The sequence below is a fragment of the Cytobacillus firmus genome (genome assembly GCF_023612095.1).
Taxonomy (GTDB): Bacteria; Bacillota; Bacilli; order Bacillales; family Cytobacillaceae; genus Cytobacillus.
This window is the reverse complement of the sequence record NZ_CP086235.1, coordinates 3690016-3713887: the sequence shown is the minus strand read 5'-3', so window position 1 is coordinate 3713887 and position 23872 is coordinate 3690016. Positions and strand designations below refer to the sequence as shown.

The following is a 23872-nucleotide window of genomic DNA, read 5'->3' as shown; positions in this document are numbered from 1 at the left end:
ACAAGCTGTGTATGTCAGTTCATATAGAAAAGCCCCGGCAGCAGCCAGGGCTATACATTAATCTTTATCTTCCATTGCGGCCTTCAGCAAATCACCAAGGCTTGTTCCAAAGGACTCTTCCTTCTGGGTATATTTCTGAACAAGTTTTCGTTCTTCGCGTTTGTTGACGGCTTTCTTTTTGTCCTGGGCTTTCTCTACTACATTGCATGGGCGGCACTGGAAGTAGGCGCCTGCCTTGCCCTGATGGATCTCCATTTTTTGCGGCACTGCGGGCAGCGGCGGTTTGAAAGCTTTGGATCCTTGCGCTTTCGGAAACTGCAATCAAGATTGGAGCAGACAAGTATTTTTCCGTCCTTTGTATTCCTTTCTTTCAGGAAGGAATCGCATTCCGGACATTTCGAGCCGGTGAGATTGTGGGCACGGTACGATTTGTCGCTCTTTTTAATTTCTGAAACCAGAGTTTGAGTCTGCTTGCGGATATTTTGGAGAAACACTTTTGGATCTGCTTTTCCGCGAGCGATTTTCTCTAGCTCCTGCTCCCATTTGGCAGTCAGTTCCGGTGATTTCAGATCTTCATTCACCAGGTCCATCAGCTGTTTGCCCTTTTTAGTCGGAAACAGGCGTCCATTTTGTCTTTCGAGGGCTTCAGTCTCAAGAAGCCGTTCAATGATTTCCGCCCTTGTAGCAGGTGTTCCGAGACTGTATTTTTCCATCTGTGTCAAAATGTCAGCTTCGGAATAGCGAAGAGGCGGTTCAGTGAGCTTCGCAGCGGATTCGGCATTTTGCAGCGTAAAACTCTGTCCTTTCGAAATGTTCTTCAGGCTCTGTTTTCCTGTCTCTTCTTCAGTATTCCGTTCAACCTTGCGATAACCGAGATCGATAACGGCTGTTTCCCTGGCTGTGAAGGCCTCACCATTAACATCGATAGCAGCATGGATGGTTTCATACTTATAAGGGTTATGGAACATGGCCAGAAACCTGCGCATAATCAATTCGTACAGCTTGCGCTCATCAGGAGACAAATCACCGAGATGCACACGTTCTTCAGTCGGAATAATCGCATGGTGATCGGTTACTTTTTCATTATTAAAAACGCGCTTTGCCAGCACCCTGCCCTGATTCGCAAGGATAGGCTTCACTTCATCTTTATAGGAAGCAGCGATGCCATGGAGGCGATCCAACATGGTTGCTTCCATATCCTTTGTTAAATAGCGTGAATCTGTCCGCGGATAGGTGACAAGCTTATGCTGTTCATAAAGTTTCTGCAGCACATTCGACGTTTTCTTGGCAGAGAAGCCAAAACGTTTATTCGCGTCACGCTGCAGCTCCGTCAAATCATAAGGAAGCGGCTGCGGCTCTGTTTTTTCCTTCCGGTTAATGGACTGGATAACCGCCTTTTGCCCTTTTATCTTGGAAAGGACTCCATCAGCTGCTTCTCTAGCGAAAATGCGCTTTTCACCATTTTTCTCCCAGTCAGCCTGCAGGGGACCAATGTTGGCGTGAATCGTCCAGTACTCTTTTGGAACAAATTGCTGAATCAATTTTTCCCTTTCCATAACGAGCGCCAGAGTCGGTGTCTGCACCCGGCCCGCGGATAGGGGATCCTTGTATTTAGTCGTCAGAGCCCTTGTGACATTCAGGCCGATGAGCCAGTCAGCCTCTGCCCGGCACACGGCGGATTCATACAGATCTTCAAATTGTTTTCCGGGTTTAAGGTTTTGAAAACCGTCACGGATGGCACGGTCTGTTACAGAAGAAATCCATAAACGCTTGATGGTTTGGCGCCAGCGGATTTTCTCCAGTATCCAGCGGGCGACAAGCTCACCTTCACGGCCGGCATCAGTTGCAATGATAATTTCTTTAACATCTTTCCGCTTTGCCAGATTTTCAATGGCTTTATACTGGTGGCTGGTCTGCTTCATCACCTTCAGACCCATTTGGTCAGGAATAATCGGCAGATCCTCCAGGTTCCAGTTTTTATATTTGCTGTCATAATGCTCCGGCATCTTTAATTCGATTAAGTGGCCAAGAGCCCAAGTGACGATATATTTATCGCCTTCCATATAGCTTTTATGAGTTTGCCGGCATCCCAGCACCCGGGCGATTTCACGGGCAACACTGGGTTTTTCAGCAAGAACAAGTGATTTCATAATGACTCCTTTCAAATCCATTCAGTTCCTTTTGTATCCTAACTAAGTATAGCGGAAAATCATTTATATTTGTAATGGAAGAGGTTATTGTGGACAAAATGATATAGCTGCCATCTAAGCTGTATCGCTTTTCAATAGTCCTGATTCATTCTACAATGAACTTAACAGATTGTTTACAATTAGAAAGACAAGGTGAAAATAATGAATCAAAAGAATCAGCGCTTACTTGATTACATTCAGGAAAACTCGATAAACATTACAGACATGTGGCTGTCCTTAAGGGAGAGGCAGAAGGGCTCCATTTATTCTGCGGATGCAGACCCTGTTTATGAACAGCTCCTGAGAGAACAAAATGCTTTTACCAACCGTACCGTTTCATCAGCCTTGCTTGATGACGAAGCAGTGTTTATTGAAAATATGGAGGAGTGGGCCAAAACTGTAGCTGAAAGCAGAGTGGATTCAAGTACCCCCATTTTTCAAGTGCTTGAAGCTTTAGGGACTGTAAGGGAAACCTATTGGCATTTTGTTGAAAAGTTCATTAAAGAAAACCAGTCAGAAGTGACAACAGATGATGTATTAGGATGGAGCAAGACCATTAATAGGGCTTTCGATAAACTGATCAGCAAATTTTCGGAAAAGTATTATGAACTGACCACAAGAAGGCTTGTTGCCCAGCAAAGTCTGATCAATGAACTTGGCACTCCAGTAATTCCTGTTAAAGATGACACAGCTGTTCTGCCGCTTATCGGCGATATTGACACCGAGCGTGCGCAAATCCTGCTGGAGGAAATTCCGAAAAAATGTGCAAAAGAAAACATTGAGCATTTATTTATTGATTTATCTGGTGTAGCCATTATCGATACGATGGTTGCCCATCAAATATTCTCTTTAACGACAGCTCTCAAGCTATTAGGGGTCAAATCCACCATTTCCGGCATCAGCCCTGAGGTTGCCCAGACTTCCATTCAGCTCGGCCTGGATTTCACGGGTATTGAAACATATGGAAAACTAAAACATGCTTTAAGAAGACAAGGTGAAAACTTAAAATAGAAAGAAGAATGAAAAGCCGGCAGAACTGCCGGCTTTTTATATGGAAATAATAAAATACGCTTTACTGTGTTACCAATCTAACAATCTAACTTGTTAAAAACTGGGAAATTATTATTGACATACCTTAATAGGACACATAAAATTAATTATATTCAGAAAATATAACAAAAATAGGCTGTGATAAAGATGAGACATCTGACAACAGATAGTGCAAATAATCTTCTAAAAAAGGCTGTATTTCAAACCTGTGTTTGAGATACAGCCTTTTCTTTATCTCGCTAATGTACCGGGGAGGATATAAAATGGAAAAATTGACAGAATCGATGATGACTTTAACTCACGGGGAGGAGAACAGGGTGGTTACTTTAAATGGAAATACTCTTACTTTGTCTGAAGTCAAACGAGTTCTTTTTGAAGGAGTAAAGGCTGCGGCATCAGAAGAAAGCATGCTTCGTGTAAAAAACAGCCATGAAGCCGTAAAGAGAATTGTAAGCGAAGAAAAAGTCATATACGGAATAAATACTGGTTTTGGAAAATTCAGCGATGTAAGAATTGACCAGGGAGATGTCGAGGATCTTCAGCTGAATTTAATCCGTTCGCATGCCTGCGGAGTAGGGGAGCCGTTCCCTGAGTCTGTCTCAAGAGCAATGCTTCTTTTAAGAGCAAATGCCTTATTGAAAGGATTCTCAGGCGTTCGTGCGGTCGTGATCGAAACTCTTTTAGCACTTGTGAATAAAAGTATCCATCCTGTCATTCCGCAGCAGGGCTCTCTTGGAGCAAGCGGAGATTTGGCTCCTTTATCCCACCTGGCATTAGTATTAATGGGAGAAGGGGAAGTATTTTACAAGGGGGAAAGGAAGCCTGCGCTTGAAGTGCTTGTTCAGGAAGGAATAGAACCTGTAACCTTACAGGCGAAGGAAGGGCTTGCCCTCATTAACGGCACGCAGGCGATGACGGCAATGGGAGTCATTGGTTATCTGGAGGCTGAAAAAATCGCTTATCAAAGTGAGCTGATCGCAGCACTTACAATGGAGGGATTAAACGGCATAATTGATGCGTTTGATGAGAACATCCATCAGGCAAGAGGGTATCAGCAGCAGGTGGACACAGCCAGAAGAATAAGGGAATACCTGTCAGGCAGCAGCCTGATTACAAGACAGGGGGAAATCCGGGTGCAGGACGCATATTCCATCCGCTGCATTCCGCAGGTGCATGGAGCATCCTGGCAGGCTCTTGACTATGTAAAAGAAAAGCTTGAAATCGAAATGAATGCAGCCACAGATAATCCGCTTATTTTTGAAAATGGGGAAAGCGTCATATCAGGCGGAAACTTTCATGGGCAGCCGATCGCTCTTGCAATGGACTTCATGAAAATCGCGGCAGCGGAACTGGCCAATATTTCAGAGCGCCGTATTGAAAGGCTTGTTAACCCGCAGCTGAGTGATTTGCCGCCATTTTTAAGCCCGGAGCCTGGACTGCAGTCTGGTGCGATGATTCTTCAATATGTAGCAGCATCCCTTGTTTCGGAAAATAAGACACTCGCCCATCCGGCAAGTGTGGATTCGATTCCTTCATCAGGGAACCAGGAAGACCATGTGAGCATGGGAACTATCGGATCGAGACATGCTTACCAGATTATCCAAAATGTCAATAAAGTACTGGCAATTGAAGTGATTTGCGCACTGCAGGCAGCAGAATTCCGGGGTTCTGATAAAATGGCTGATAAAACAAAACGCTTTTATGAAGAAGCTAGAAAAGTGGTGCCTTCCATCACAAAAGACCGCGTATTTTCAAAGGATATTGAAGCATGCGCAGCCTGGCTGAAAGATGTTGAAATAGACGCAATATAAAGTGAAACTTCAATCAGTGGGGGTGTCCTTATCCCCACTGATTGATAGTTGAGGCGTACAGGAAGTGGGTCACAAAGACGTTGGAAGGCAACGGCAGCGATACATCGCGCGACCGAAAGCGGCAGCTTTTGGGAGGATGTGGCGTTTTTAGTCTTTGTTCTTCCTTTCCGGCCTTTACGGGCAGTTTAAACCCGCTTATTCTCCTTTGATTCCTCTGAATCTAGAGGGGGGTTACTGCCCGTTAGAATGCATAAGAGTAAAGGGGCCTGAATGTTATTCAGGCCCCTGACTTTTAATCCTTCGCTCTTTCCTCAAGTTCCTTGGCTTCATCTTCTTCAAAGCGGTTTTTAAACGCTTCCTGTGTCACAATAAATTCCTCATCTTCCTGTGCCTCAGTTGTATGGCGCTCCACCATTGTGTGTTCAGGAAATTCCCCCGGATGATGCTTTTTTTTATGATTAAAATGGACTCCGCGTGACATAATCAGGCTCCTTTCATAGTTGAATTTGCATTCTTCCACTATTTTTCCCTCCGGCATCAGGACTATGTACGGCTGGTTCAATCAATATTTTCCGTTCAATTTTGCACTTGTTCGCATAAGTATATAGAGCAAAGACGAAAGAGAAAAGGAGGGGGACAGCCGTGATTGATCCGAATGTTTCCGTGTTCTGTGCGGGACGGGGAGACCGTGCGCCAGTTTTTATTGCCGATGCTGTCATTGATCATCAAATAAAAAAAGTCAATCTTGAGAACTATATTGGAAAATGGGTGCTGCTGTTTTTTTATCCGAGTGATTTTACCTTTGTCTGACCGACAGAATTGGCGGCGGTCGCCGCTGTGAACCCTTATTTAAAAGCCTTAAACTGCGAAGTCATGTCCATCAGTACGGACAGTGTATATGCACATAAAGTATTTAAGGAAACATCTCCGTCATTAAAAAACGTGAATTATCCAATGGTCAGCGACCGGACACATCAAATAAGCAGAGCTTATAGGGTATTGGATGAAAAGTCAGGAGCGGCCATCAGGGCATCCATTTTTATCGACCCCAATGGCATCATTGCGGCAAAGCTCATTTATCCAGGAGAAGTCGGGAGAAATCTGCATGAACATGTCAGAATCATGCAGGGAATTCAATATGCACAGCAGACAGGGAAGGGGGTGCCGGCAAACTGGCAGCCCGGCCAGCAGGGGATTAACAAGGATCCAAACTTAATAGGTAAAATCTAAAAGGAGGAGGCGCAAGCTTTCTCTTCTATATACATAATTACTTTAATATGCAGCGCCGAAAATATATAATAAGTACAAATGAAGTGAAGGGGGAGCTTGAGTGGACTTTTTTTCTAACCTTTCTGAAGATCGCATAAAAAAAGCTTATAGGGACGGCGAGTTTGATAACCTGCCGGGATATGGGAAACCGCTGCCGCCTGATGACCTGTCTTCCATCCCTGAGAACCTGCGCATGGCCTATCGCATCATGAAGAATGCCGGATTCACTGATGAAGAAAACGAAGTGAAAAAGGAAATGCTGACGATTGAAGACCTGATGAAGAAATGTGAGAACCAGGAAGAAAAGAAGGCATTGCAGAAGAAATTAAACGAAAAGCTGCTCCGCTATAACAGCATGATGTCCAAAAGAAGACAGAACACCAACTCATCCCTTTTTAAAAATTACGAAGAAAAAATTAACAATAAATTATTCTAATGAATTAGATGATTGGAATCGAGGAGAACACATGAATAAAGATGAATATATAAAGATTCTTGAGAAACGAGTGGAGGAATATGAGGCAGCCATAGCGGATATGACGGCACCCATTATTCCATCGATCATTCCCCAAACGATTCTTGTGCCCGTTACCGGCCTGCTCATGGCAGAAAGACTCGAAAAAATTACAGCTAAGATATTGAATCATATTAAAGAACATGACATTGAATTTGCCATCATCGATTTTACCGACATAACGGTCGACCGCATAGAGCAGATGTGCCTTACTGAACTTGGAGAGCAAATCCGCAACCTGACTGATTCGATTAACCTCATGGGAGTTAAGCCTTACTTTGTAGGAATGACCCCGCAGCTGATAAAGGAAATTGTCTTGTCCGGCATTGAATTAAATGCTGAAACTCATGCTAACTTCCAGGCGGCTTTAAAGCATTTAATGAAAATAAACAGCCTCGTCTTTCGAAAAATCTAAGTTCTCAAGATCCCTTTCCTGAATAGGATAGGGTTTTTTATTTTATACAGGCACATTTTCTTTCTGATTGGGGATTTGTCCATGCGAAAACTGCCTCTGGCACATATTCTGTAGTATCCATGAGAAAGGAGGTAGACTTATGTCAAATAATTGGAGAAGACGATTTGAGATTAATGCAGATGAAGTAGAAATCAGAGCCGAAAGAGTTATTGTAAAAGAAGAAGATGATCGCCGCCGTGATGATGTCCGTGGAGTTGAAGACCGCGACAGGAAGCACCGCCGAGATGACGTTGGCGGAGCGGAAGACCGCCGCAGGAAGCACCGCCGAGATGACGATGTAGCTGGAATCGAGGACAATCGCAGAAGACATTGCGGCTGTGGAAGAGACAGTGTGGGCGGAGCAGAAGACGACCGCAGAAGACATCGCCGCGATGATGTACGCGGTGCTGGTGACCTATGGTACAACAGAGATTTAGCTGGATCTGGAAGAGGATGCAGACGCCGCCGAGATGACGATGACCGCAGAAGAAGAGGTTTCTGCGGATGCCGCTGGATCTAATAATAGTGAAAACAAAGGCAGGGGAAGCACCCCTGTCTTTTATATATGAAAATTTTCCTAAAGAACTGTAAAAATCATCCGAAATTATTAATAGAAGGTTTTAGAGATTTTCAGACTACATAGAAGGTGTGGCATGCATGGATAAAACAACGATTATAGGAGTTATATTAGGGATCATAGCGGTTGGAGTCGGGATGGTTCTTAAAGGGGTTCCGCCATCTGCTCTGATGAACCCGGCCGCTATTTTGATCATTATTCTAGGTACGGCAGCAGCGGTGAGTATTGCATTTCCAACAAATGAAATTAAGCGGGTGCCAAAGCTTTTTGGCATTTTATTTAAAGAAGAGAAGCTGATGAATCCGGCTGAAATGATTAAGATGTTTTCGGAATGGGCTCAGCTGGCAAGAAAAGAAGGATTGCTTGCCCTGGAAGTCAAGACGAACGAAGTTGAAGATGCCTTTCTAAAAAACGGCTTGTCTCTGGCTGTTGATGGGCAAAGTGCCGATTACATACGGGATGTATTAAGTGAAGAAATCGAAGCGATGGAAGAAAGGCACCAGGCAGGCGCGCAAATTTTCAGCCAGGCTGGCACATATGCCCCGTCCCTTGGAGTATTGGGAGCCGTTATTGGATTGATTGCAGCTCTTGGAAATATGGAGGACACTGCAAGCCTCGGTCATGCCATCAGTGCGGCATTCGTAGCGACTTTACTGGGGATATTCACCGGGTATGTGTTCTGGCATCCGTTTGCCAATAAGCTAAAGAGAAAATCCAAGCAGGAAGCGAAAATTAAAAGCATGATGATCGAAGGGATTCTTTCTATTTTAGAAGGGGAGGCACCTCGTGTGATCGAGCAAAAGCTTGCTTCCTATCTCCCTGCAGGAGAACGCCGTAAATTCCTTGAAGAAAGCAGCGTGGCAAAGGATGAGTAGGCGGAAAAAGAAGCAGCATCATGAGGAGCATGTAGATGAATCCTGGCTTTTGCCGTATGCTGATTTATTAACACTGCTTCTCGCCCTGTTCATTGTACTCTTCTCCATGAGCTCAGTAGATGCCCAGAAATTTCAGAAGCTGTCAAAGGCATTCAATGATGTCTTTTCAGGGGGAACGGGCGTCTTTGAATTCCCAAGTCCAATGCCGGAAGGACAAATGCAATCCACGGATGCTGTGTCTGAAAAACCAAGCAAGGACCTCGAGGAAATGGCCGCGCTGGATGAATTGGAGAAAGAAAAAATGAAACAGGCTGCCGATCAGGAAGAACTGGCAGAGCTGCAGCAAAGAGTCAATGCCTTTATTGAAAATCAAAACCTGGCGGACAAACTGGAAACCTCCTTAACCACCGAAGGACTGCTTGTTTCAATCAGGGATAATGTATTGTTCGGCTCAGGAAGTGCAGAGGTCCGTGAGCAGGATTTAAAAGTGGCTGGTGAAATTGCCGGGCTTCTCATCATGGACCCGCCAAGAAATATCATCATTAGCGGTCATACAGACAATGTCCCGATCCGCAATTCGAACTTCGAGTCCAACTGGGAGCTCAGTGTGATGAGGGCAGTCAACTTTATGAAAATCATCCTGAAAAATGACCAGCTGGACCCGAAATGGTTCAGTGCCAAAGGTTTTGGGGAATTCCAGCCGGTTGCCGGAAATGATAATAAAGAAGGCAGGGCGAAGAACAGACGGGTAGAAATTTTAATATTGCCAAGAACGGGGAATCAGCCTTAGGGGGCTGGTTTCTTTTTTTATAAGAAATAAAAAAAGGCTGTCAGCCAGCCGCTTTAACGGGATTATTCATTTGCTTCCTGTTCGGTGCCGTCCGGTTTGCACATGCGGTCGACCATTACACCAAATAGGAAAACGCAGGCGATGGGAATGGAGAAGTTTAATATGTGAACAATGGTCATTAACGAACCTCCTAAAATATATTAATTACATTATATGCCGGCGTTCACAAAAAAGACAAATAATTTTCAGAAAATATACACAAATTAAGATTGACAAAGAAAAAGAGCCGCAAGGGGCTATTATAATGGAAGATCTGCTTCTGAATGAATGGTTCTTGGTTCTGTCTTTTTGCCATGAAGCAGGTAGTATACGAGCAGGCCAAGCAATGCGACTCCGGCAAGCATAAAATACAGCGAAGCGAAGCCTGTTTTGACCGCAAGAATTCCGAGAACATAGGATCCTAAACCGATCCCTGTGTCAAAGAGGGTGAAAAAGGTTGAGGTAGCAAGTCCGCGTTTCGCTGGATCAGCCTGCTTGATGGCAACGGTTTGAAGACTCGGAACAATCGTGCCATACCCCAATCCGATTACTGCGCCTGACAGCAGAAATACAAAGGTGCTGTTGGCCTGGCTGAGCAAAAATAAACCTGCCGCAAACAGAATAATCGCTGGATAGATCACCTTATTCTCTCCGTATGCATCAAACCAGCGGCCTGTAAATGGGCGGGACATTATGATGAACGCCGCATATACAACGAAGAAGAAGCTCGCGGCTTCAAGTAAATCAAGCTCTTTTGCATAAACAGAAATAAAGGAAAGAACTCCTGAGTACGCGAAAGCAAGGATGCCCGCTGAAATCGCAACAGGAACGGCATTTTTTTCGAATAAGCTTGAAAGTGTGAATTTGGGATGCTTAACAGAGCTTTCTGCTTTTTGCGGTATTTTTACAAATGCACCCAGCACAATAGCAATAAATGATAAAACGGTACATAACGCAAAAATCCATTTGAAGCTTGCATATTGAACAATCGTCAAACCTGCAAACGGGCCAATAACCATGGCGAGATTCATGAACATCGCATAATAGCCAAGCCCTTCGCCTCTCCGTTCATCCGGCACAATTTCAGCAACAATCGCTCCAGTCGCTGTGGTGGCCATGCCAAATCCTACACCGTGAAGGAATCTTAGAGCTAAAAGAGCAGGCATAGTGTCAGCCCAAAAATAAAGAAGCGATGAGACAGCAAATACAATCAGGGAAGCCAGCAGAATCTTCCGCCGCCCAACCTCATCAATCCATTTCCCTGTAAACGGCCTGCTGATCACGGCAGCAATCAAAAAGACCGAAATAATCAGGCCAACCTGTGTTTCGTCCCCTTTCAAATCATCCAAAATATAAAGGGGAAGTGTTGTCAGCAACACATAAAACCCCATAAATAAGAAAAAACTCGTAACAGAAATACTCAAAAAATCCTTCGTCCATAATGGCTGTTTCTTCATGTTGTCCTCCTAACAAATGAAGGTACCAGGTACCTATACCAATTTCGTGAACTGGTCTAGGTGCCTGGTACCATATTTTCTCTCATTTTTGCCATAAGTCTGATCATCGTGCTGATTTCTTCTTCTGTAATGTTCTGCAGGACATTGCTTTCGCTTGATCTTACTGCAGAAAGCCAATTGTCGTATTCCTGGGTGGCTGCATCAGTCAGTGAAATCAGTTTTTCGCGTTTGTCCTTGCCGGCTGTTCTGGTGATCCAGCCTGATTTCTCAAGACGGGCCAATGTCCTGGTCATGGTCGGAGCTTCAACTCCCAAATAAGAAGAAATCTCTTTTTGGGTGCTCGGGCCTCCGGTTTTCAGTCGGTAAATAATCGTCCATTGAGCCGCATATAACCCAAGCGGCACCAGACTTTCATTAAGTACTTTGGAAAAATGGCGTGTAAATTGGTTGATGGAATGAAAAAATTCACTTTGATTAGGGTGCATTGTTTTCACCTGCTTAAAATAGTTACCTAGCTAACTATACATGGAATTTAAGAATTTGTCTACCTCGCATATTCTTTTGCTAACTAAGTGTTTAACTGGCAAATAAAAGGGAATGGAATAACAAGGGCAACTGTGCATAACTATAAGGGGGAAATTTTTTTGGATAAGTTATTAGAAGTCGTAGGAGATATTTCAGGATGGCTGTGGGGATATCCCATCATCCTATTATTAGCCGGAACAGGGCTGTATTTAACCTTTTTGCTGGGTTTCTTCCAGTTCCGATATCCGGTATATATTTTTAAACAGACATTCGGAAGTGTTTTTAAAAAGCCGAAGGGAAAAGGAACCGTTACACCGCTGCAGGCACTCACATCTGCACTGGCTTCCACCATTGGAGCTGCAAACATTGTTGGTGTGCCGGCAGCCATCATGTTTGGCGGTCCTGGAGCAGTCTTTTGGATGTGGGTCATTGCGCTAATAGGAATGTCCATTAAGTTCTCGGAAAGTGTATTGGCTATTAAGTACAGAGAGAAAAATGAAGATGGAGAATATGTGGGCGGCCCTATGTATTACATGATAAAAGGTCTGAACATGAAGTGGCTTGGTGTGATATTTGCCTTTGCGCTCATGATCGAATTAATCCCAAGCATCATGGTTCAGGGTAATGCCGTGGCATCTGCAGTCACCGAAACCTTTAAGATTAATGGACTTTATGCAGGAATCGCTGTAGCGGCACTGGTTTCCTTGGTTGTTTTTGGGGGGATCCAGAGAATTGGAAAGGTAACCGAAATCTTTGTTCCATTTATGGCACTCATTTATGTAGGTGCAGCGTTAGTAGTCTTATTTATGAATCTGGGCAAGCTTCCTGAAGTGTTGGAATTAATCTTCACTTATGCGTTTCAGCCGATGTCTGCAATAGGCGGATTTGCCGGTGCGGCAATTGGCGAAATCATTCGCTGGGGATTTGCAAGAGGATTATATTCCAATGAGGCAGGACTTGGAACGGCACCGATTGCCCATGCGGCTGCCACAACTGACCACCCGGTGCGCCAAGGCTTCTGGGCGATTGTCGGTATTGTTGTGGATACGCTGATTGTGTGTACTGCAACTGCATTTGTGGTCCTTTCATCAGGTGTGTGGACAAGGGAAGGGGCCATGAAGGATCCTTCAGCCCTGACAGCAGCGGCATTTACGGAATACTTTGGCTCATTTGGAGGTATTCTTGTCGCTGTGTCACTCGTATTCTTTGTGGTTTCCACAATCATCGTAGTCGTCTTTTATGGTTCTAAAATGGCTGAGTTTCTATTTGGCTCTTTTGCCGGAAAAGCCATTAAAGTCGTTTACATTGCTGCCATAGTTCTTGGCTCAGTGGGTGCAGCGCAAACCATCTGGCAGTTCCTTGATCTGGCACTTGCCATGATCCTGATACCGAACATCGTGGCTGTCCTCCTTCTAAGCAAAGAGGTTAAACAGCTGAAAAACGAGTTCTTTACTTCAGAAAAGTATTATTTAAAGGATATTAAAAAAGACGATAATGCAGCGTAATAATAGTTCTCCCGCTATTGGCGGGGGATCTTTTTTAGCTAAAACAATTTTTGGAAAAATAACACTTGTGTGATAAATAGACAAAAGTTTATAATTTTAACAAAAGTCAAAAAAGACAGGGCTGATCCATTGTGAACGATAAAGAACTATTAATTTTGCAGCTGATTAAAGAGGATCCATTCATTGCCCAAAACGAGCTGGCTGACAAAACGGGGCTCTCAAGGTCCGCTGTAGCCGGCTATATCTCCTCACTGACCAAGCAGGGGGAAATTCTTGGCAGGGCTTATGTTCTGCCGCAAAAGAAAGAAGTGCTTTGTGTGGGAGGGGCCAATGTAGACAGAAAAATCCAGACGACCGGACAGCTCCAATACGGAACATCGAATCCCGCTGAGAGCTCCCAATCCTGCGGGGGAGTGGCACGGAACATTGCCGAAAACCTTGGCAGGCTGGGCTGTAATGTCGGTCTGATGACCGTCGTGGGAGGCGATCCGGAAGGGGAATGGCTTCTGGAATATACGAAAGCCTTTGCTGACGTGACACCTTCACAATCCCTGGGAGGGGCCGCCACGGGAACCTATACAGCCGTGCTTGATCTCGAAGGGGAAATGGCGGTGGCGTTAGCTGACATGTCCATTTATGAAAGCGTTACCAGAGGGTTTATCGAAAAAAAGTGGGGGTACATGGCATCATCTGAGATGGTCATTTTGGATACCAACTTTCCGCCAGAAGTTTTAAAACAAATCATCACAAGGTGTTACGAAGAGAGTATTCCGCTATGCATCACACCTGTTTCAGCACCAAAAATAAAGAATCTGCCGGAAAGTCTGCAGGGTGTCACCTGGCTGATTGCCAACAAAAATGAGGCAGAAGCCCTGACAGGGATGGAAATCATCAAGGAGGGAGACTTCTTTAAAGCAGCACAGGAAATGATCAATAAAGGCGTGGAAAAAGTGGTGATCAGCCGGGGAGATAAAGGACTGATCTACTTCACAAAAACAGGTGAAGCAGGTGTGCAGCTGCCGCCAAAGGTGAAAATCGCTGATGTGACAGGTGCAGGTGACTCGCTTGTATCAGGTATTATTTTTGCCCATTTAAAGGGGTTGAGCACAGAGGATGCCTGCAAAATTGGCATGTCCTGCTCGATGCTTGCCCTGCAGTCCATTGAAACCGTTAACCCGAACCTGAACAACAAACGCCTTCAGGAAACGTTCAACCAATATTTCGACTAAGGAGAAGTGACATCATGTTAGAAAAATGGCTTGAGTACTCAGAAGAAGTGTTAGAAGCAAAGAAAACAAATAAACCGGTTGTCGCCCTTGAATCCACCATCATTTCACATGGAATGCCATACCCGCAAAATGTCCAGACAGCAAAAGAAGTAGAGGAAATCATCCGCAAAAACGGTGCTGTCCCTGCAACCATTGCCATTTTAAACGGGAAAATTAAAATTGGCTTATCAGACGAGGAGCTGGAATTCCTTGCACAAAGCAAGGATATTGAAAAAGCGAGTCGGAGGGACCTTCCCTATTTGATTGCTAAAAAGAAAAATGGCGCCACAACGGTAGCGGCCACCATGATCTGTGCTGAGCTTGCCGGAATTGAAGTGTTTGTCACAGGCGGAATTGGCGGAGTTCACCGTGAAGCGGAAACCACCATGGACATCTCGGCTGACCTTCAGGAGCTTGCGATGACCAATGTGGCCGTTATCTGTGCAGGTGCGAAATCCATTCTGGATATTGGTTTGACGCTTGAATACTTAGAAACCCATGGCGTTCCGGTCGTTGGATTTGAAACAGATGTACTGCCCGCCTTCTACACACGCACAAGTCCGTTCAGCGTGAACTACCGGGTGGACAATGCAGAAGAAGCAGCCGAAATGATCCGCACAAAATGGGAACTGGGCCTAAGAGGCGGCGTTGTGATTGCCAACCCGATTCCTGAAAAAGATGCGCTGGAAGAAGCGTTTATTACTGGTGTTATTGAAACTGCCTTAAAAGAAGCGAATGAAAACAATATCTCAGGGAAAAAAGTGACTCCATTCCTTTTGGGGAAAGTTAAGGAGTTAACAGAAGGAAGAAGCTTGATAGCGAACATTGCATTGGTGAAGCATAATGCGGAAGTGGGTTCGAGGATTGCTGTTAGTTTGAATAAGTAAAGGGAAAAGCCAGGCTTAGAGAGTCTGGCTTTTTATACTGATAGCAGGATAGCTGTGATGATGATGGCTAAATATAATAGTAATCTTAAGAAATTGATCATTCGGATAACGTCCCTTCTGGAAACCCATATAGTAAAGGATATGTACAGGTTCTTGGATAGGGGACGGGTGTTTGTCTAGATGAAGTAAAAAGGGCACTTGAAATTAAAAAAAGAGAGCTAAGTGTGAATCACACTTAGCTCTCGGGAACTTTTCATTTAGCTTCTTCTGAGGTGGTTTCTGCATTTTCGGATGGGGATTCGTTTTGTTGTGTTGCTTCATCGGAACTTTCAGATGTGCCGGTTTCTTCACCTTGTGGCTGTTCTGCTTTCGGTTCTTCAGCTGGTTCAGCTTTTTCTTCACTTGGCTTATCTTTTGTAGGAGCTGCTGCTGGTTTTTCTTCAGGAGGCTTGTTTTCTTTCTTTTTCTTATCAGCGGCCTCCTTTTCAGCTTTTTTCTTTTGTTCAGCTTCCTGTTGTTCTTTTTCAAGCTTTTGAATTTGAGCATCGATATCTGAATTACGGCTATTCAGATGATCAATGCTGCTTTCAAACTTAGAAATCTCGTCCTGAATATTGCTTTCCATATTCCTTAACTGATTTAGTTTGTCATTATAGCTTTTGATCTTTTCCAGGGAAGCGGTTTGTTCCTCTTTAGCTTGGGTTATAAGAGTTTCAGCATCCTTTGAATAACTCTCCATCTTGGTAATTTGCTCTTCAAAGTAAGTTTCTTCATAAGTGCATTCTGTGATAGCTTGATCTTTGAATCCGTTTATTGTATCTAAAAGGGTTGTTAATTCTTCAGTATGAGTTTGTGACTTTGTTACTGTTGCTTCGAGAGCGTTATTGTAATTCTCCAGCTGCTGGATTGAAGCAGATAATTGACTGCTTAAGGAGCTAATCGCATTTAAGTCCTGTTTAGCTGTGGATATGTTATTTTGCAGACTGTTTATTTGTGATTCTAACGAATAACGGGTAGCTGTTAGCCCTTTTATTGAGGCACTGCTATCAGATGCTGGTTCGGATGGATTGGTATGGCCGTTGGAATAAGGCTTTACGTTCTTTAGTTTAGCATCAGCATCTATTTCAGTAATACTGCTTTTTATAGACAATGCCTGTTGTATTTCCTCATCCAATTTTTTGAAGATATCTTCTGACTTGGTTACATATTCTTTTTCTATTGTTCTGGGAAAAATAAAGCATGCCTCAATAGTCGAGTTTGCTTCATCAGTGCTGTTGAATTGAGCATATGTAGGCGATATGAAATGTGCTCCAACAACAATGGAGGATGAAAGTGCAAAACTGGAAGCAGCGGCTTTTGCAATTTGTTTTCTTCTTTTCCTTCTCATTCTTTTAATTCTCACCCCTCTCGGTTCCATCAATGTAACCTCCTTTGAATGTTCATTATTAAAAGTGAATTTGTTCTTTATATAGAATTAAGATTCATTATACTATTAGGAAAGTAAATTTGGAAATGGAATAATTTAAGTTTTTGGCAGGTAAATAGTATCTTTTCTCTCATTATCTAGATTTTACTCAAATTTTCGCATAGATATTCTTTATTGAGAACATTTCATAAAATTTAATTTAATTAACTAATCTTTTAGCAGATAAAATATAACGATTTGGTGCATTTCCTACATATGAAAAAGGATAGCAAGTGGAAACAGTGAGAATTTCTTGTGGAGCAGTGGAATTAATCACTGTAGTATCATCCGCATCAACAATCTCTGTTTCTGTTATCTCATATCTATATTCTCCATAGGGCATGATAACTTGAAGTATATCTCCAATTTCAAGTTCACCAAGCCGGCGAAAAACTGTATCCCGATGCCCTGATAATAAAATTTGATCAGACTGGCCCGGAAGAACCGTTGTTGAGTAATGGCCAACCCCCTTTTCAAGTTCATCCTCATCTGTTCCTTCTATAATGGGAAGTTCAGCTTCCAAGCGGGGGATCTTTAGAATCCCAATGGCTTCACCCTGCTCAAAGGAAACATCCAGTGGTTGTTCTGTTTGGAGAACATTTCTTCTTTCTTTATTCACTGCGTTGTGAACTCTTTCTTGTGCCTGGGCTAAAGAATCCTTGGTTTTCTTCTCCTGAGCGTACATTTCCTGCAGGGAAAACAGGACCAGACCGCCTCCGATTAGAATAAGGAAGGAGGCAGCTATAATCAGCAAACGGCCTCTAACCTTCAACTAAACACTCCCTCCATTCATCTTCTTAAATTTGATGAACTCCAGATAATAGGAGAAATCCTCTTTTGTGATTCCCTGCCTGATTGCTTCTTTAACAAGGGAAACCCACTCTTCATCCAGCTTAAACAAATCGGTAATCTGTTCTTTATTCTCTTCCAGCAAATCTTCAAGGTTTGCATCCAGTGTTCTGGCGATTCGCGATAAAACCTGCAGTGAAGGGTTCTCCTGTATGCCTCTCTCAATGTAGCTCAAATATGATTTGGAGACCTCCGCTTTTTCAGAAAGCTCATTAATTGAGTATCCCTTTTTAATCCTTAAACTTTTAATCCGGCCACCTATCATAGGCATAATACTCCCTTATCATAAAATATAAAGATAATTTCATTATAACGAACAAAACGTTCAATAAAAAATACAAAATAGTGAGAATTCTCGAGATATTCTTAGAAAAAGAACGAAAAACGTTCTTTAAAACGAAAAAACGGCTGAATTTGGAATTTTTCAAAATAAGACGGATGGACTATACTCGACTTAACGGTTCGATAAAAAGAACAAAACGAACACAAAGAAAGAACAAACTTCTTTCTTTAAAGGAAGGTGACAGTGAATTGAAATTCAGCTGGAAAACAGCAAGGAAGATTATTAGCAATTTGATTACAGCAATATTGTTTATCAATTTAATCATTATGGCGGTGCTCGTTGTTTCTTCTAAAGCATCTGGCGGAGAACCTCAGGCATTCGGTTACCAGCTTAAAACCGTGCTATCAGGTTCAATGGAGCCAACCTTCATGACAGGATCTGTTATAGCGGTTAAGCCGGTTGATTCATCCCAAAGTAAAGACCTGAAAAAGGGAGACATCATTACTTTCCAGGCCGATGAACAGAAGCTGATCACCCACCGCATTATTGGTGTCTCAACAAGCGGCGAACATGTCATGTATGAAACAAAAGGGGATAACAACAACGCAGCAGACATGGACCCAGTGCTTTCTGAAAACGTAAGAGCCGTTTACTCTGGTTTCACGATTCCATATGTGGGATATTTCATAGATTTTGCACAATCAAAAGAAGGCGGAGCTATTCTGCTGATTGGTCCTGGTCTTCTGCTTCTGGCATACTCAGCATTTAGCATCATGCAGGGCTTAAGAGAACTTGACTCCAAGAATAAGAAAACAGATTCAAATGAAAAAACGGCTTAACTTTGGTTGCACTCCTTGTTAAAAACAAGGGTCAATATAAAAAATCATACATACCCGCGTGGGGTAGAGGAGGAAAAGGGAAATGAGTTTAAAAAAGAAAATAGGTATGGGTATTACATCTGCTGCACTAGGAATTGCATTAGTTGGAGGCGGGACGTTTGCATACTTCAGTGATACTGCCACTGCTGATGGTTCATTTACTGCTGGTACACTAGACTTAGCTGTAAACCCTGAAACGGTAATTAATATTGAAAATATTAAACCTGGGGATTGGATGAACAAAACCTTTTACTTAGAGAATAACGGATCACTTGATATCTCTGAGGTTATCTTAAATTCTACGTATACAGTTAATGATGCTAATGGTGATAATACAGATGATTTTGGAAAACATATTAGAGTGAACTTTTTAGAAAATGTTGACAAGACTGGTAACTCTTGGATGATAGGAAATTATAACGATATTGTTTATTCAACTACTCTTTATGATTTACAAAACCTATCTCCAGATGCAGTAGAAAAGAAAATATTTAATTTTAGTGGTGAAAGAAGCGGCTTAGAAAATGGTAGTGATGACGAAATGTATGTCCAGTTTGAATTTGTGGATAATGATGGGGACCAAAACCAATTTCAGGGAGACTCTTTAACCATTAATTGGGAATTTATTGCTAACCAGGAGGAAGGGGAACAAAAATAATTATATAATTTAATTGTAAAGAGATGGGTGTACTTGGCCCATCTTTTTCTTAAATATAAGAATGAGGTAATAATATGGGTTATCAAACCTTACTAGTGTCGTTAAAAATAATAATAATAATAATAATAATAGTGGGTATTTTTTCTTGTGTTTTAATAGGGTCCAAAAATGTAAATGCAAATGAAAGCCTTACGGATATAAATACCAATCTAAGGGGCTATCTATTTGAAGTAGGTAACCTCAAACCCGGTGACTGGATGCCACGCGATATAACCATCCTAAACCAAGGAAAACAGGATTTCAGATACACAGCTCAAATCGGAAAGAAAAAATCCGTAAAAGGGCTTTTCGAAGAACTTGATCTTTTGGTTAAGAAGGATTCAGATATTCTATTTGAAGGAAAGTTAAAAGACTTTGAAGGGTTTACTCCAAGGAAGCTGGCAAAGGGCAGCTCTGAACAGTTATTCTTTCAAGTTACTATGCCTTACAATCTGGGAAATGCCTTTCAGGATTCTTCTGCTGAGGTAGAAATTATATTTCTTGCTGAGGCATTAACTGATCCAAATGGTTCACCAGGAGAAGGAGATGCACCAGATGAAGAAGAGCCTTCCGGTGGGAATACTAAGGGAGGCAAGAACCCTGACGATATTGTAATAAATCCTGAAATGACCGAGAATCTTCTGCCAAACACTGCAACCAATACTTATAACTTACTGTTGATCGGCGGATTATTATTGGGAACTGGAAGTGTATTAATCCTTGTTTTTTATAGAAGGATAAGAAGTGATAGATAGAGAAGGCCAGGAGAGTAAAAACTTCGTGGCCTTAATTTTTATTATTAAATACTCACCTTAGCAAAAAAGTGGTGATCACATGAAAAAGCTGCTTTATTATCTTGCCATCTTAAATCTACTGGACGGATTTCTTACGGCCCTAGGACTCCACTTTAATGTAATAGAAGAAAGCAATCCTCTAATGGGTAATCTTTATGACCTGCATCCTTTTTTATTTCTTTCTCTTAAAATAATTCTTTCTTTTGTACTTATCATTTTATCAATATTTATCTCCGCAGAATCTAAAGTCAAACTATTAGCAGCTGGAGCTTCAATTATGTATTCAATTGTATGCCTGCTGCACTCTGTTTGGCTTTTCTCATTAATTTTTTAACAGCATTCATTTAAAATCCAATTAGGAAATATATATCAATATAAAATAGTTCAGGCGGTGTCTCATGTACCAAAAAAACTGCACTAAATGCCATAGCCCATCTTTCAGCAGCACTGAAACCGGAGAGTGGCTATGTCCGGTTTGCGGAGATGATTTGACGAATGAAACTTTCCTGGATGCGATGACACGGGAACCGGTCCATATGATCTATAAGAAAAAGAATATTTTACACACATATTCTCTGCAGGAAGTTAATAAGAATTATAGGAAAAGAATCGGCCATTCTTACTATTCGAAACAGAGAACAATTAACTAATAAGTAAGGGATTTGAGAGATTTTTGTCGAAAAATAAATTAATTTAATATTAAAATAATTAATTATATTTACAAAAAGAGACACCATTAGCAATACGGCCATAGTAGAATACATCTATGGAAAATATTTCTTTGAGCCGATAGGCGCAGAAAAAGGCAAACTCATTGAAAGATGGGGACGCAAAGTCGCGGGTCTAAGGTATTGAAAAATACTACGATGGCTGGATTGCCTGGAATACGATACGTATCCTGGGGGAAGAATGTTGACAGAACAAAATGTAAAGATCGATGGAATTGATTTGGAGTGGCTGCAGTTAATTATGGAAGCCAAGAACTTAGGCCTGCAAAAGGAAGAAGTTAGAGAGTTTTTACATAATAACAGAGCCAAAGAGGTTCTGATCGAAGCTTAAATATAGTATTGCTAAGTGTTTCTGTTAGAGGCATCTCTAAATGGAAATGCTTTTTATTTTGCCAAAAAAATAAGCCTGACCATTCAGGCTCATTGCATCTATGATTTTTGTCCGCTTCTCCACTTATTAAAATCCAAAAACTCCCGAAATTGCTCCTTGGAAACCCCGGATTCCATCGCTTCTTTTACAATTTTCATCCAATCTGAATCCAAATCTTCCTTGTTAATCTGCTCATGGATCAAATGGTCCACAGGAACATTCAGAACACCCGCGATTTTTTCAAGGAATTGAATCGATGGGTTGGTTTGCAGGTTGCGCTCAAGTGAGCTTAAGTATGATTTTGCGACACCGGCCTGGTCTGCAAGCTCGGATAAGGACATTTTCTTTTCCTGGCGAAGTTTTTTTACACGATCACCGATCATGGTATACCACACACCTTATTTTGTATGTAATAGGATTATATCATATATTTAGTTCCATATTAAGAACGATTTGTTCAATATTATTATCATCATAACACAGTGTCAACCGATTTAAATAGTTAGTTATCTAAGTTTTATAAAAATATATCTTTTGTCGCTCTCAAAAAGTAATGCTCCGCGTCAGAGGACGGGAGCATTTTGCTTTTCAATAATGTCAATAATTTGCTGTGCAGCTGCTTCCACATCATCTGCATTCACGTGGTGGAATTGGCCTTCATAGTCATGCTGCTTAAAGGCATAGCGCGGATCGTAATAGTGTTCTAATAAAAGCTTGATAAATAGCTCGTAGTTTCCTATTTCAGCTGATTCATCCAGCTGCTCTCGGATTTCAGTATCTTTCAGACGTTTTTTAATAAACACAAGGCTTTCATCCACTTTCGGTTTGAACCATTCTTCTTTATGATAAGGCTCAACATAGTCACGAATGATGCGCTGGACACGGGATTCCATGCTGGCGAACATATCAATGTGAATTCCGGTTTTTTTGGTATGGAGCAGCTCATCCGGCTGAACAGCCTTGCCAATCCGCTTACTCTCGGCTTCCATAATAACATAAGGGGACCCTTTAACCTCAGAAAGGGATTTATACAAAAGTGCATCAAATGTTTTCTGGGTGCTGCCGTTTCCCATGCCAAATGAGCCAAAGATCGAACCGCGGTGTCCTGCCATTTCTTCCAGATCAATAACAGGATAGCCTTTTTCGCTTAACACCTTCAGCACATCCGTTTTCCCGACGCCGGTCATTCCGTGCAGAACAACTGCTTTTTCAGGAATTAGGCTCGCTGTGTTTTCCAGAATATATTGACGGTACGCTCTGTAACCCCCAATTAAACGGGGGATTGAAACGCCCGCATACGTGATAAAAGTAGTGACCGCTTTGCTGCGCATACCGCCGCGCCAGCAGTAAATGACAGGCTGGAAGCCATCATTTTTCAGGTCTCTGATTTTCTGCATCATAGATGGAATTTTAGGTGAAACGATTTCCATCGCTCTCCACTTAGCCGCATCAGAACCTTCTTTCTTATATAATGTTCCGATTTCCACACGCTCTTCATTGGTGAAGAGCGGCACATTGACAGCACCGGGAATGCTGCACTCCTCAAATTCGATTGGAGACCTGACATCGACCGGAACTGCGTTGTCCATTTGGATATATTGTTCGACTGCTATTTCTCTCATTTTATTGCCTCCAAAAAATAATGCTATATATCGTCCTCAAAAGAACGGTTAATTGATTTGACTCTCTCTATTATACAGGATTTTGAAATGATAGGTGTCTATCACAATCATACTCCTATTTTCACAAGTTTGTTCTTATAATTTTTTCCAGACATTGTAATATCAGCATATCCATTGGTTTTGCTTTTTAAAAAGGAGGTTAAATAAAAGGCAAAGGTGGTGGAAACATGTCTTTGAATACAGCGGTTGCCATTATAGGCGGAGGAATTGGCGGTTTAACACTTGGACTGAAGCTGGCTAGAGCTAATATTGATGTCACCGTCCTGGAGAAGCTTGATGCCCCATCTTCCGTTTATAAAGGCGAACTCCTGCAGCCGAAGAGCCTGAAAATTTTTAATCAGCTTGGTGCTTTGGATGAAATCCTTAATAATGGCTTTTCATTTTCCCGGATTGCTTTTGAGGAAGGGGAAAAGGAGTATGCCATGGATTACAGCATCCTCCCTGGAGATTATGATTACTCGCTTATGATCGAGCATGAAAAGCTGAAAGGAATCCTTCTGAATCAGGCCCTTCAATATTCAAACTTTCATTATCTGTCAGGATCCCTGGCAAAAGGGTATGACAATGGTGAATTAATGGTTCAGAGGAAGGATGTAAAGGAGCAGCTGACAGTAAGGGCTGATTTTTATATAGGAGCCGAAGGAAGAAATTCCATTACCAGAAAAGAAATGAACAGCAAAATTAAAAAGATTGAGTACAACCATCAATTTCTAACGGTCACCTTCCCCCGGCCTCAATCTTTGGAGGAAGGGAAAATCATCTCTAGAGATGAGCGGTTCCTCGGATTATTTCCGCTGCCGGATGCGAAAGTGCGATCTGTTTATTTAATTCCTGAGGGCACGTATAAGGAGCATCTTAAAAAGGAATTCACTATTTCCATAAAAATTATGTAGAGCTCTTTCCGGAATTGGAAGGG

26 protein-coding genes, 1 pseudogene and 1 riboswitch are annotated in these 23872 nt (G+C 42.3%); of the genes and pseudogenes, 18 read left to right on the top strand and 9 right to left on the bottom strand.

Going from position 1 to position 23872, the window contains the following annotated elements:
* Positions 1–57: 57 nt before the first annotated feature.
* Positions 58–2150, bottom strand: a pseudogene (locus LLY41_RS18750) (DNA topoisomerase III).
* 201 nt (positions 2151–2351) lie between these two features.
* Between LLY41_RS18750 and LLY41_RS18745 the strand changes: the two are divergent.
* Positions 2352–3200: an STAS domain-containing protein gene (locus LLY41_RS18745; protein WP_304586136.1), complete on the top strand. Its 849-nt coding sequence runs from the start codon at positions 2352–2354 to the stop codon at positions 3198–3200.
* Between the two features lie 356 nt (positions 3201–3556).
* Positions 3557–5050, top strand: a complete 1494-nt coding sequence (gene hutH, locus LLY41_RS18740; protein WP_304588062.1) for a histidine ammonia-lyase — start codon at positions 3557–3559, stop codon at positions 5048–5050.
* A gap of 292 nt (positions 5051–5342) precedes the next feature.
* On the opposite strand, the gene LLY41_RS18735 is transcribed toward hutH, so the two are convergent.
* Positions 5343–5570, bottom strand: a complete 228-nt coding sequence (locus LLY41_RS18735; RefSeq protein ID WP_226619409.1) for a hypothetical protein — start codon at positions 5568–5570, stop codon at positions 5343–5345.
* A 122-nt stretch (positions 5571–5692) separates the two neighbouring features.
* Between LLY41_RS18735 and LLY41_RS18730 the strand changes: the two genes are divergently transcribed.
* The 6 genes from LLY41_RS18730 (at position 5693) to motB (ending at position 9529) form a co-directional block, all read left to right on the top strand.
* The gene (locus LLY41_RS18730; RefSeq protein ID WP_370460143.1) at positions 5693–6280 is read left to right on the top strand and encodes a peroxiredoxin; all 588 of its coding nucleotides are present in this window, start codon (positions 5693–5695) and stop codon (positions 6278–6280) included.
* Between the two features lie 100 nt (positions 6281–6380).
* Positions 6381–6755, top strand: coding sequence for a DnaJ family domain-containing protein (locus LLY41_RS18725; RefSeq protein ID WP_304586135.1), 375 nt, complete (start codon positions 6381–6383; stop codon positions 6753–6755).
* A gap of 31 nt (positions 6756–6786) precedes the next feature.
* Complete coding sequence (locus tag LLY41_RS18720) at positions 6787–7248, top strand: STAS domain-containing protein (RefSeq protein ID WP_095244388.1); 462 nt, start codon at positions 6787–6789, stop codon at positions 7246–7248.
* Between the two features lie 139 nt (positions 7249–7387).
* Positions 7388–7807, top strand: coding sequence for a hypothetical protein (locus LLY41_RS18715; protein WP_304586134.1), 420 nt, complete (start codon positions 7388–7390; stop codon positions 7805–7807).
* Positions 7808–7944: 137 nt separating this feature from the next.
* Positions 7945–8739 (top strand): flagellar motor stator protein MotA, encoded by a 795-nt coding sequence (motA, locus tag LLY41_RS18710; protein ID WP_304586132.1) that lies wholly within the window; start codon positions 7945–7947, stop codon positions 8737–8739.
* A complete protein-coding gene (motB, locus tag LLY41_RS18705; protein WP_304586131.1) occupies positions 8732–9529 on the top strand; it encodes a flagellar motor protein MotB in 798 nt (265 codons plus the stop codon). The genes motA and motB overlap by 8 nt, the downstream gene beginning before the upstream one ends.
* A gap of 299 nt (positions 9530–9828) precedes the next feature.
* On the opposite strand, the gene LLY41_RS18700 is transcribed toward motB, so the two are convergent.
* Both LLY41_RS18700 and LLY41_RS18695 read right to left on the bottom strand, forming a co-directional pair.
* On the bottom strand, positions 9829–11025 hold the full coding sequence (locus LLY41_RS18700) for an MFS transporter (protein WP_304586130.1): 1197 nt from the start codon (positions 11023–11025) through the stop codon (positions 9829–9831).
* A 56-nt stretch (positions 11026–11081) separates the two neighbouring features.
* Positions 11082–11510 carry a MarR family winged helix-turn-helix transcriptional regulator gene (locus tag LLY41_RS18695; protein ID WP_304586128.1) on the bottom strand — a complete coding sequence of 143 codons (429 nt, stop codon included), beginning with the start codon at positions 11508–11510 and terminating at the stop codon, positions 11082–11084.
* A 159-nt stretch (positions 11511–11669) separates the two neighbouring features.
* On the opposite strand from LLY41_RS18695, the gene LLY41_RS18690 reads away from it, so the two are divergent.
* From LLY41_RS18690 to LLY41_RS18680, 3 genes are all read left to right on the top strand, one after another.
* Positions 11670–13055: an alanine/glycine:cation symporter family protein gene (locus LLY41_RS18690; protein WP_304586127.1), complete on the top strand. Its 1386-nt coding sequence runs from the start codon at positions 11670–11672 to the stop codon at positions 13053–13055.
* 131 nt (positions 13056–13186) lie between these two features.
* On the top strand, positions 13187–14284 hold the full coding sequence (locus tag LLY41_RS18685; protein WP_304586126.1) for a carbohydrate kinase: 1098 nt from the start codon (positions 13187–13189) through the stop codon (positions 14282–14284).
* Positions 14285–14298: 14 nt separating this feature from the next.
* The gene (locus LLY41_RS18680) at positions 14299–15210 is read left to right on the top strand and encodes a pseudouridine-5'-phosphate glycosidase (RefSeq protein ID WP_304586125.1); all 912 of its coding nucleotides are present in this window, start codon (positions 14299–14301) and stop codon (positions 15208–15210) included.
* A gap of 253 nt (positions 15211–15463) precedes the next feature.
* Here the strand turns inward: LLY41_RS18680 and LLY41_RS18675 are convergent, their stop codons facing one another.
* The 3 genes from LLY41_RS18675 to LLY41_RS18665 form a co-directional block, all read right to left on the bottom strand.
* A complete protein-coding gene (locus LLY41_RS18675; protein ID WP_304586124.1) occupies positions 15464–16384 on the bottom strand; it encodes a hypothetical protein in 921 nt (306 codons plus the stop codon).
* Positions 16385–16835: 451 nt separating this feature from the next.
* Positions 16836–17447: a class D sortase gene (locus tag LLY41_RS18670; protein ID WP_304586123.1), complete on the bottom strand. Its 612-nt coding sequence runs from the start codon at positions 17445–17447 to the stop codon at positions 16836–16838.
* Complete coding sequence (locus tag LLY41_RS18665; protein ID WP_304586122.1) at positions 17448–17789, bottom strand: helix-turn-helix domain-containing protein; 342 nt, start codon at positions 17787–17789, stop codon at positions 17448–17450.
* A gap of 266 nt (positions 17790–18055) precedes the next feature.
* Between LLY41_RS18665 and sipW the strand changes: the two genes are divergently transcribed.
* The 6 genes from sipW (at position 18056) to LLY41_RS18635 (ending at position 21235) form a co-directional block, all read left to right on the top strand.
* Entirely contained in the window at positions 18056–18646 is a 591-nt protein-coding gene (gene sipW, locus LLY41_RS18660) for a signal peptidase I SipW (protein WP_304586121.1), read from the top strand.
* An 82-nt stretch (positions 18647–18728) separates the two neighbouring features.
* A complete protein-coding gene (locus LLY41_RS18655) occupies positions 18729–19343 on the top strand; it encodes a TasA family protein (RefSeq protein ID WP_304586119.1) in 615 nt (204 codons plus the stop codon).
* A 74-nt stretch (positions 19344–19417) separates the two neighbouring features.
* Positions 19418–20137, top strand: coding sequence for an LPXTG cell wall anchor domain-containing protein (locus LLY41_RS18650; protein WP_304586118.1), 720 nt, complete (start codon positions 19418–19420; stop codon positions 20135–20137).
* A 79-nt stretch (positions 20138–20216) separates the two neighbouring features.
* Positions 20217–20510 carry a DUF5658 family protein gene (locus tag LLY41_RS18645; protein WP_304586117.1) on the top strand — a complete coding sequence of 98 codons (294 nt, stop codon included), beginning with the start codon at positions 20217–20219 and terminating at the stop codon, positions 20508–20510.
* A 64-nt stretch (positions 20511–20574) separates the two neighbouring features.
* Positions 20575–20826, top strand: a complete 252-nt coding sequence (locus LLY41_RS18640; RefSeq protein WP_304586116.1) for a hypothetical protein — start codon at positions 20575–20577, stop codon at positions 20824–20826.
* A gap of 144 nt (positions 20827–20970) precedes the next feature.
* Positions 20971–21059: riboswitch (cyclic di-GMP riboswitch) on the top strand.
* Positions 21060–21085: 26 nt separating this feature from the next.
* Complete coding sequence (locus tag LLY41_RS18635; protein ID WP_304586114.1) at positions 21086–21235, top strand: anti-repressor SinI family protein; 150 nt, start codon at positions 21086–21088, stop codon at positions 21233–21235.
* Between the two features lie 98 nt (positions 21236–21333).
* Here LLY41_RS18635 and LLY41_RS18630 read toward each other — a convergent pair whose 3' ends face one another.
* Positions 21334–21657 (bottom strand): helix-turn-helix domain-containing protein, encoded by a 324-nt coding sequence (locus LLY41_RS18630; RefSeq protein WP_304586113.1) that lies wholly within the window; start codon positions 21655–21657, stop codon positions 21334–21336.
* A 180-nt stretch (positions 21658–21837) separates the two neighbouring features.
* Positions 21838–22896 carry a tRNA 2-selenouridine(34) synthase MnmH gene (gene mnmH / locus LLY41_RS18625; RefSeq protein WP_304586111.1) on the bottom strand — a complete coding sequence of 353 codons (1059 nt, stop codon included), beginning with the start codon at positions 22894–22896 and terminating at the stop codon, positions 21838–21840.
* 227 nt (positions 22897–23123) lie between these two features.
* Between mnmH and LLY41_RS22525 the strand changes: the two genes are divergently transcribed.
* The gene (locus tag LLY41_RS22525; RefSeq protein WP_370460139.1) at positions 23124–23849 is read left to right on the top strand and encodes an FAD-dependent monooxygenase; all 726 of its coding nucleotides are present in this window, start codon (positions 23124–23126) and stop codon (positions 23847–23849) included.
* The last annotated feature ends 23 nt before the right edge of the window (positions 23850–23872 follow it).

Coding starts and splice junctions, on each gene's coding strand:
- LLY41_RS18640 (WP_304586116.1), top strand. CDS start 20,575: ATGTACCAAAAAAACTGCACTAAATGCCATAGCCCATCTTTCAGCAGC.
- LLY41_RS18650 (WP_304586118.1), top strand. CDS start 19,418: ATGGGTTATCAAACCTTACTAGTGTCGTTAAAAATAATAATAATAATA.
- LLY41_RS18630 (WP_304586113.1), bottom strand. CDS start 21,657: ATGATCGGTGATCGTGTAAAAAAACTTCGCCAGGAAAAGAAAATGTCC.
- LLY41_RS18695 (WP_304586128.1), bottom strand. CDS start 11,510: ATGCACCCTAATCAAAGTGAATTTTTTCATTCCATCAACCAATTTACA.
- LLY41_RS18655 (WP_304586119.1), top strand. CDS start 18,729: ATGAGTTTAAAAAAGAAAATAGGTATGGGTATTACATCTGCTGCACTA.
- LLY41_RS18680 (WP_304586125.1), top strand. CDS start 14,299: ATGTTAGAAAAATGGCTTGAGTACTCAGAAGAAGTGTTAGAAGCAAAG.
- motA (WP_304586132.1), top strand. CDS start 7,945: ATGGATAAAACAACGATTATAGGAGTTATATTAGGGATCATAGCGGTT.
- LLY41_RS18635 (WP_304586114.1), top strand. CDS start 21,086: ATGTTGACAGAACAAAATGTAAAGATCGATGGAATTGATTTGGAGTGG.
- mnmH (WP_304586111.1), bottom strand. CDS start 22,896: ATGAGAGAAATAGCAGTCGAACAATATATCCAAATGGACAACGCAGTT.
- LLY41_RS18665 (WP_304586122.1), bottom strand. CDS start 17,789: ATGATAGGTGGCCGGATTAAAAGTTTAAGGATTAAAAAGGGATACTCA.
- LLY41_RS18715 (WP_304586134.1), top strand. CDS start 7,388: ATGTCAAATAATTGGAGAAGACGATTTGAGATTAATGCAGATGAAGTA.
- LLY41_RS22525 (WP_370460139.1), top strand. CDS start 23,124: ATGTCTTTGAATACAGCGGTTGCCATTATAGGCGGAGGAATTGGCGGT.
- motB (WP_304586131.1), top strand. CDS start 8,732: ATGAGTAGGCGGAAAAAGAAGCAGCATCATGAGGAGCATGTAGATGAA.
- LLY41_RS18720 (WP_095244388.1), top strand. CDS start 6,787: ATGAATAAAGATGAATATATAAAGATTCTTGAGAAACGAGTGGAGGAA.
- LLY41_RS18700 (WP_304586130.1), bottom strand. CDS start 11,025: ATGAAGAAACAGCCATTATGGACGAAGGATTTTTTGAGTATTTCTGTT.
- LLY41_RS18645 (WP_304586117.1), top strand. CDS start 20,217: ATGAAAAAGCTGCTTTATTATCTTGCCATCTTAAATCTACTGGACGGA.
- LLY41_RS18745 (WP_304586136.1), top strand. CDS start 2,352: ATGAATCAAAAGAATCAGCGCTTACTTGATTACATTCAGGAAAACTCG.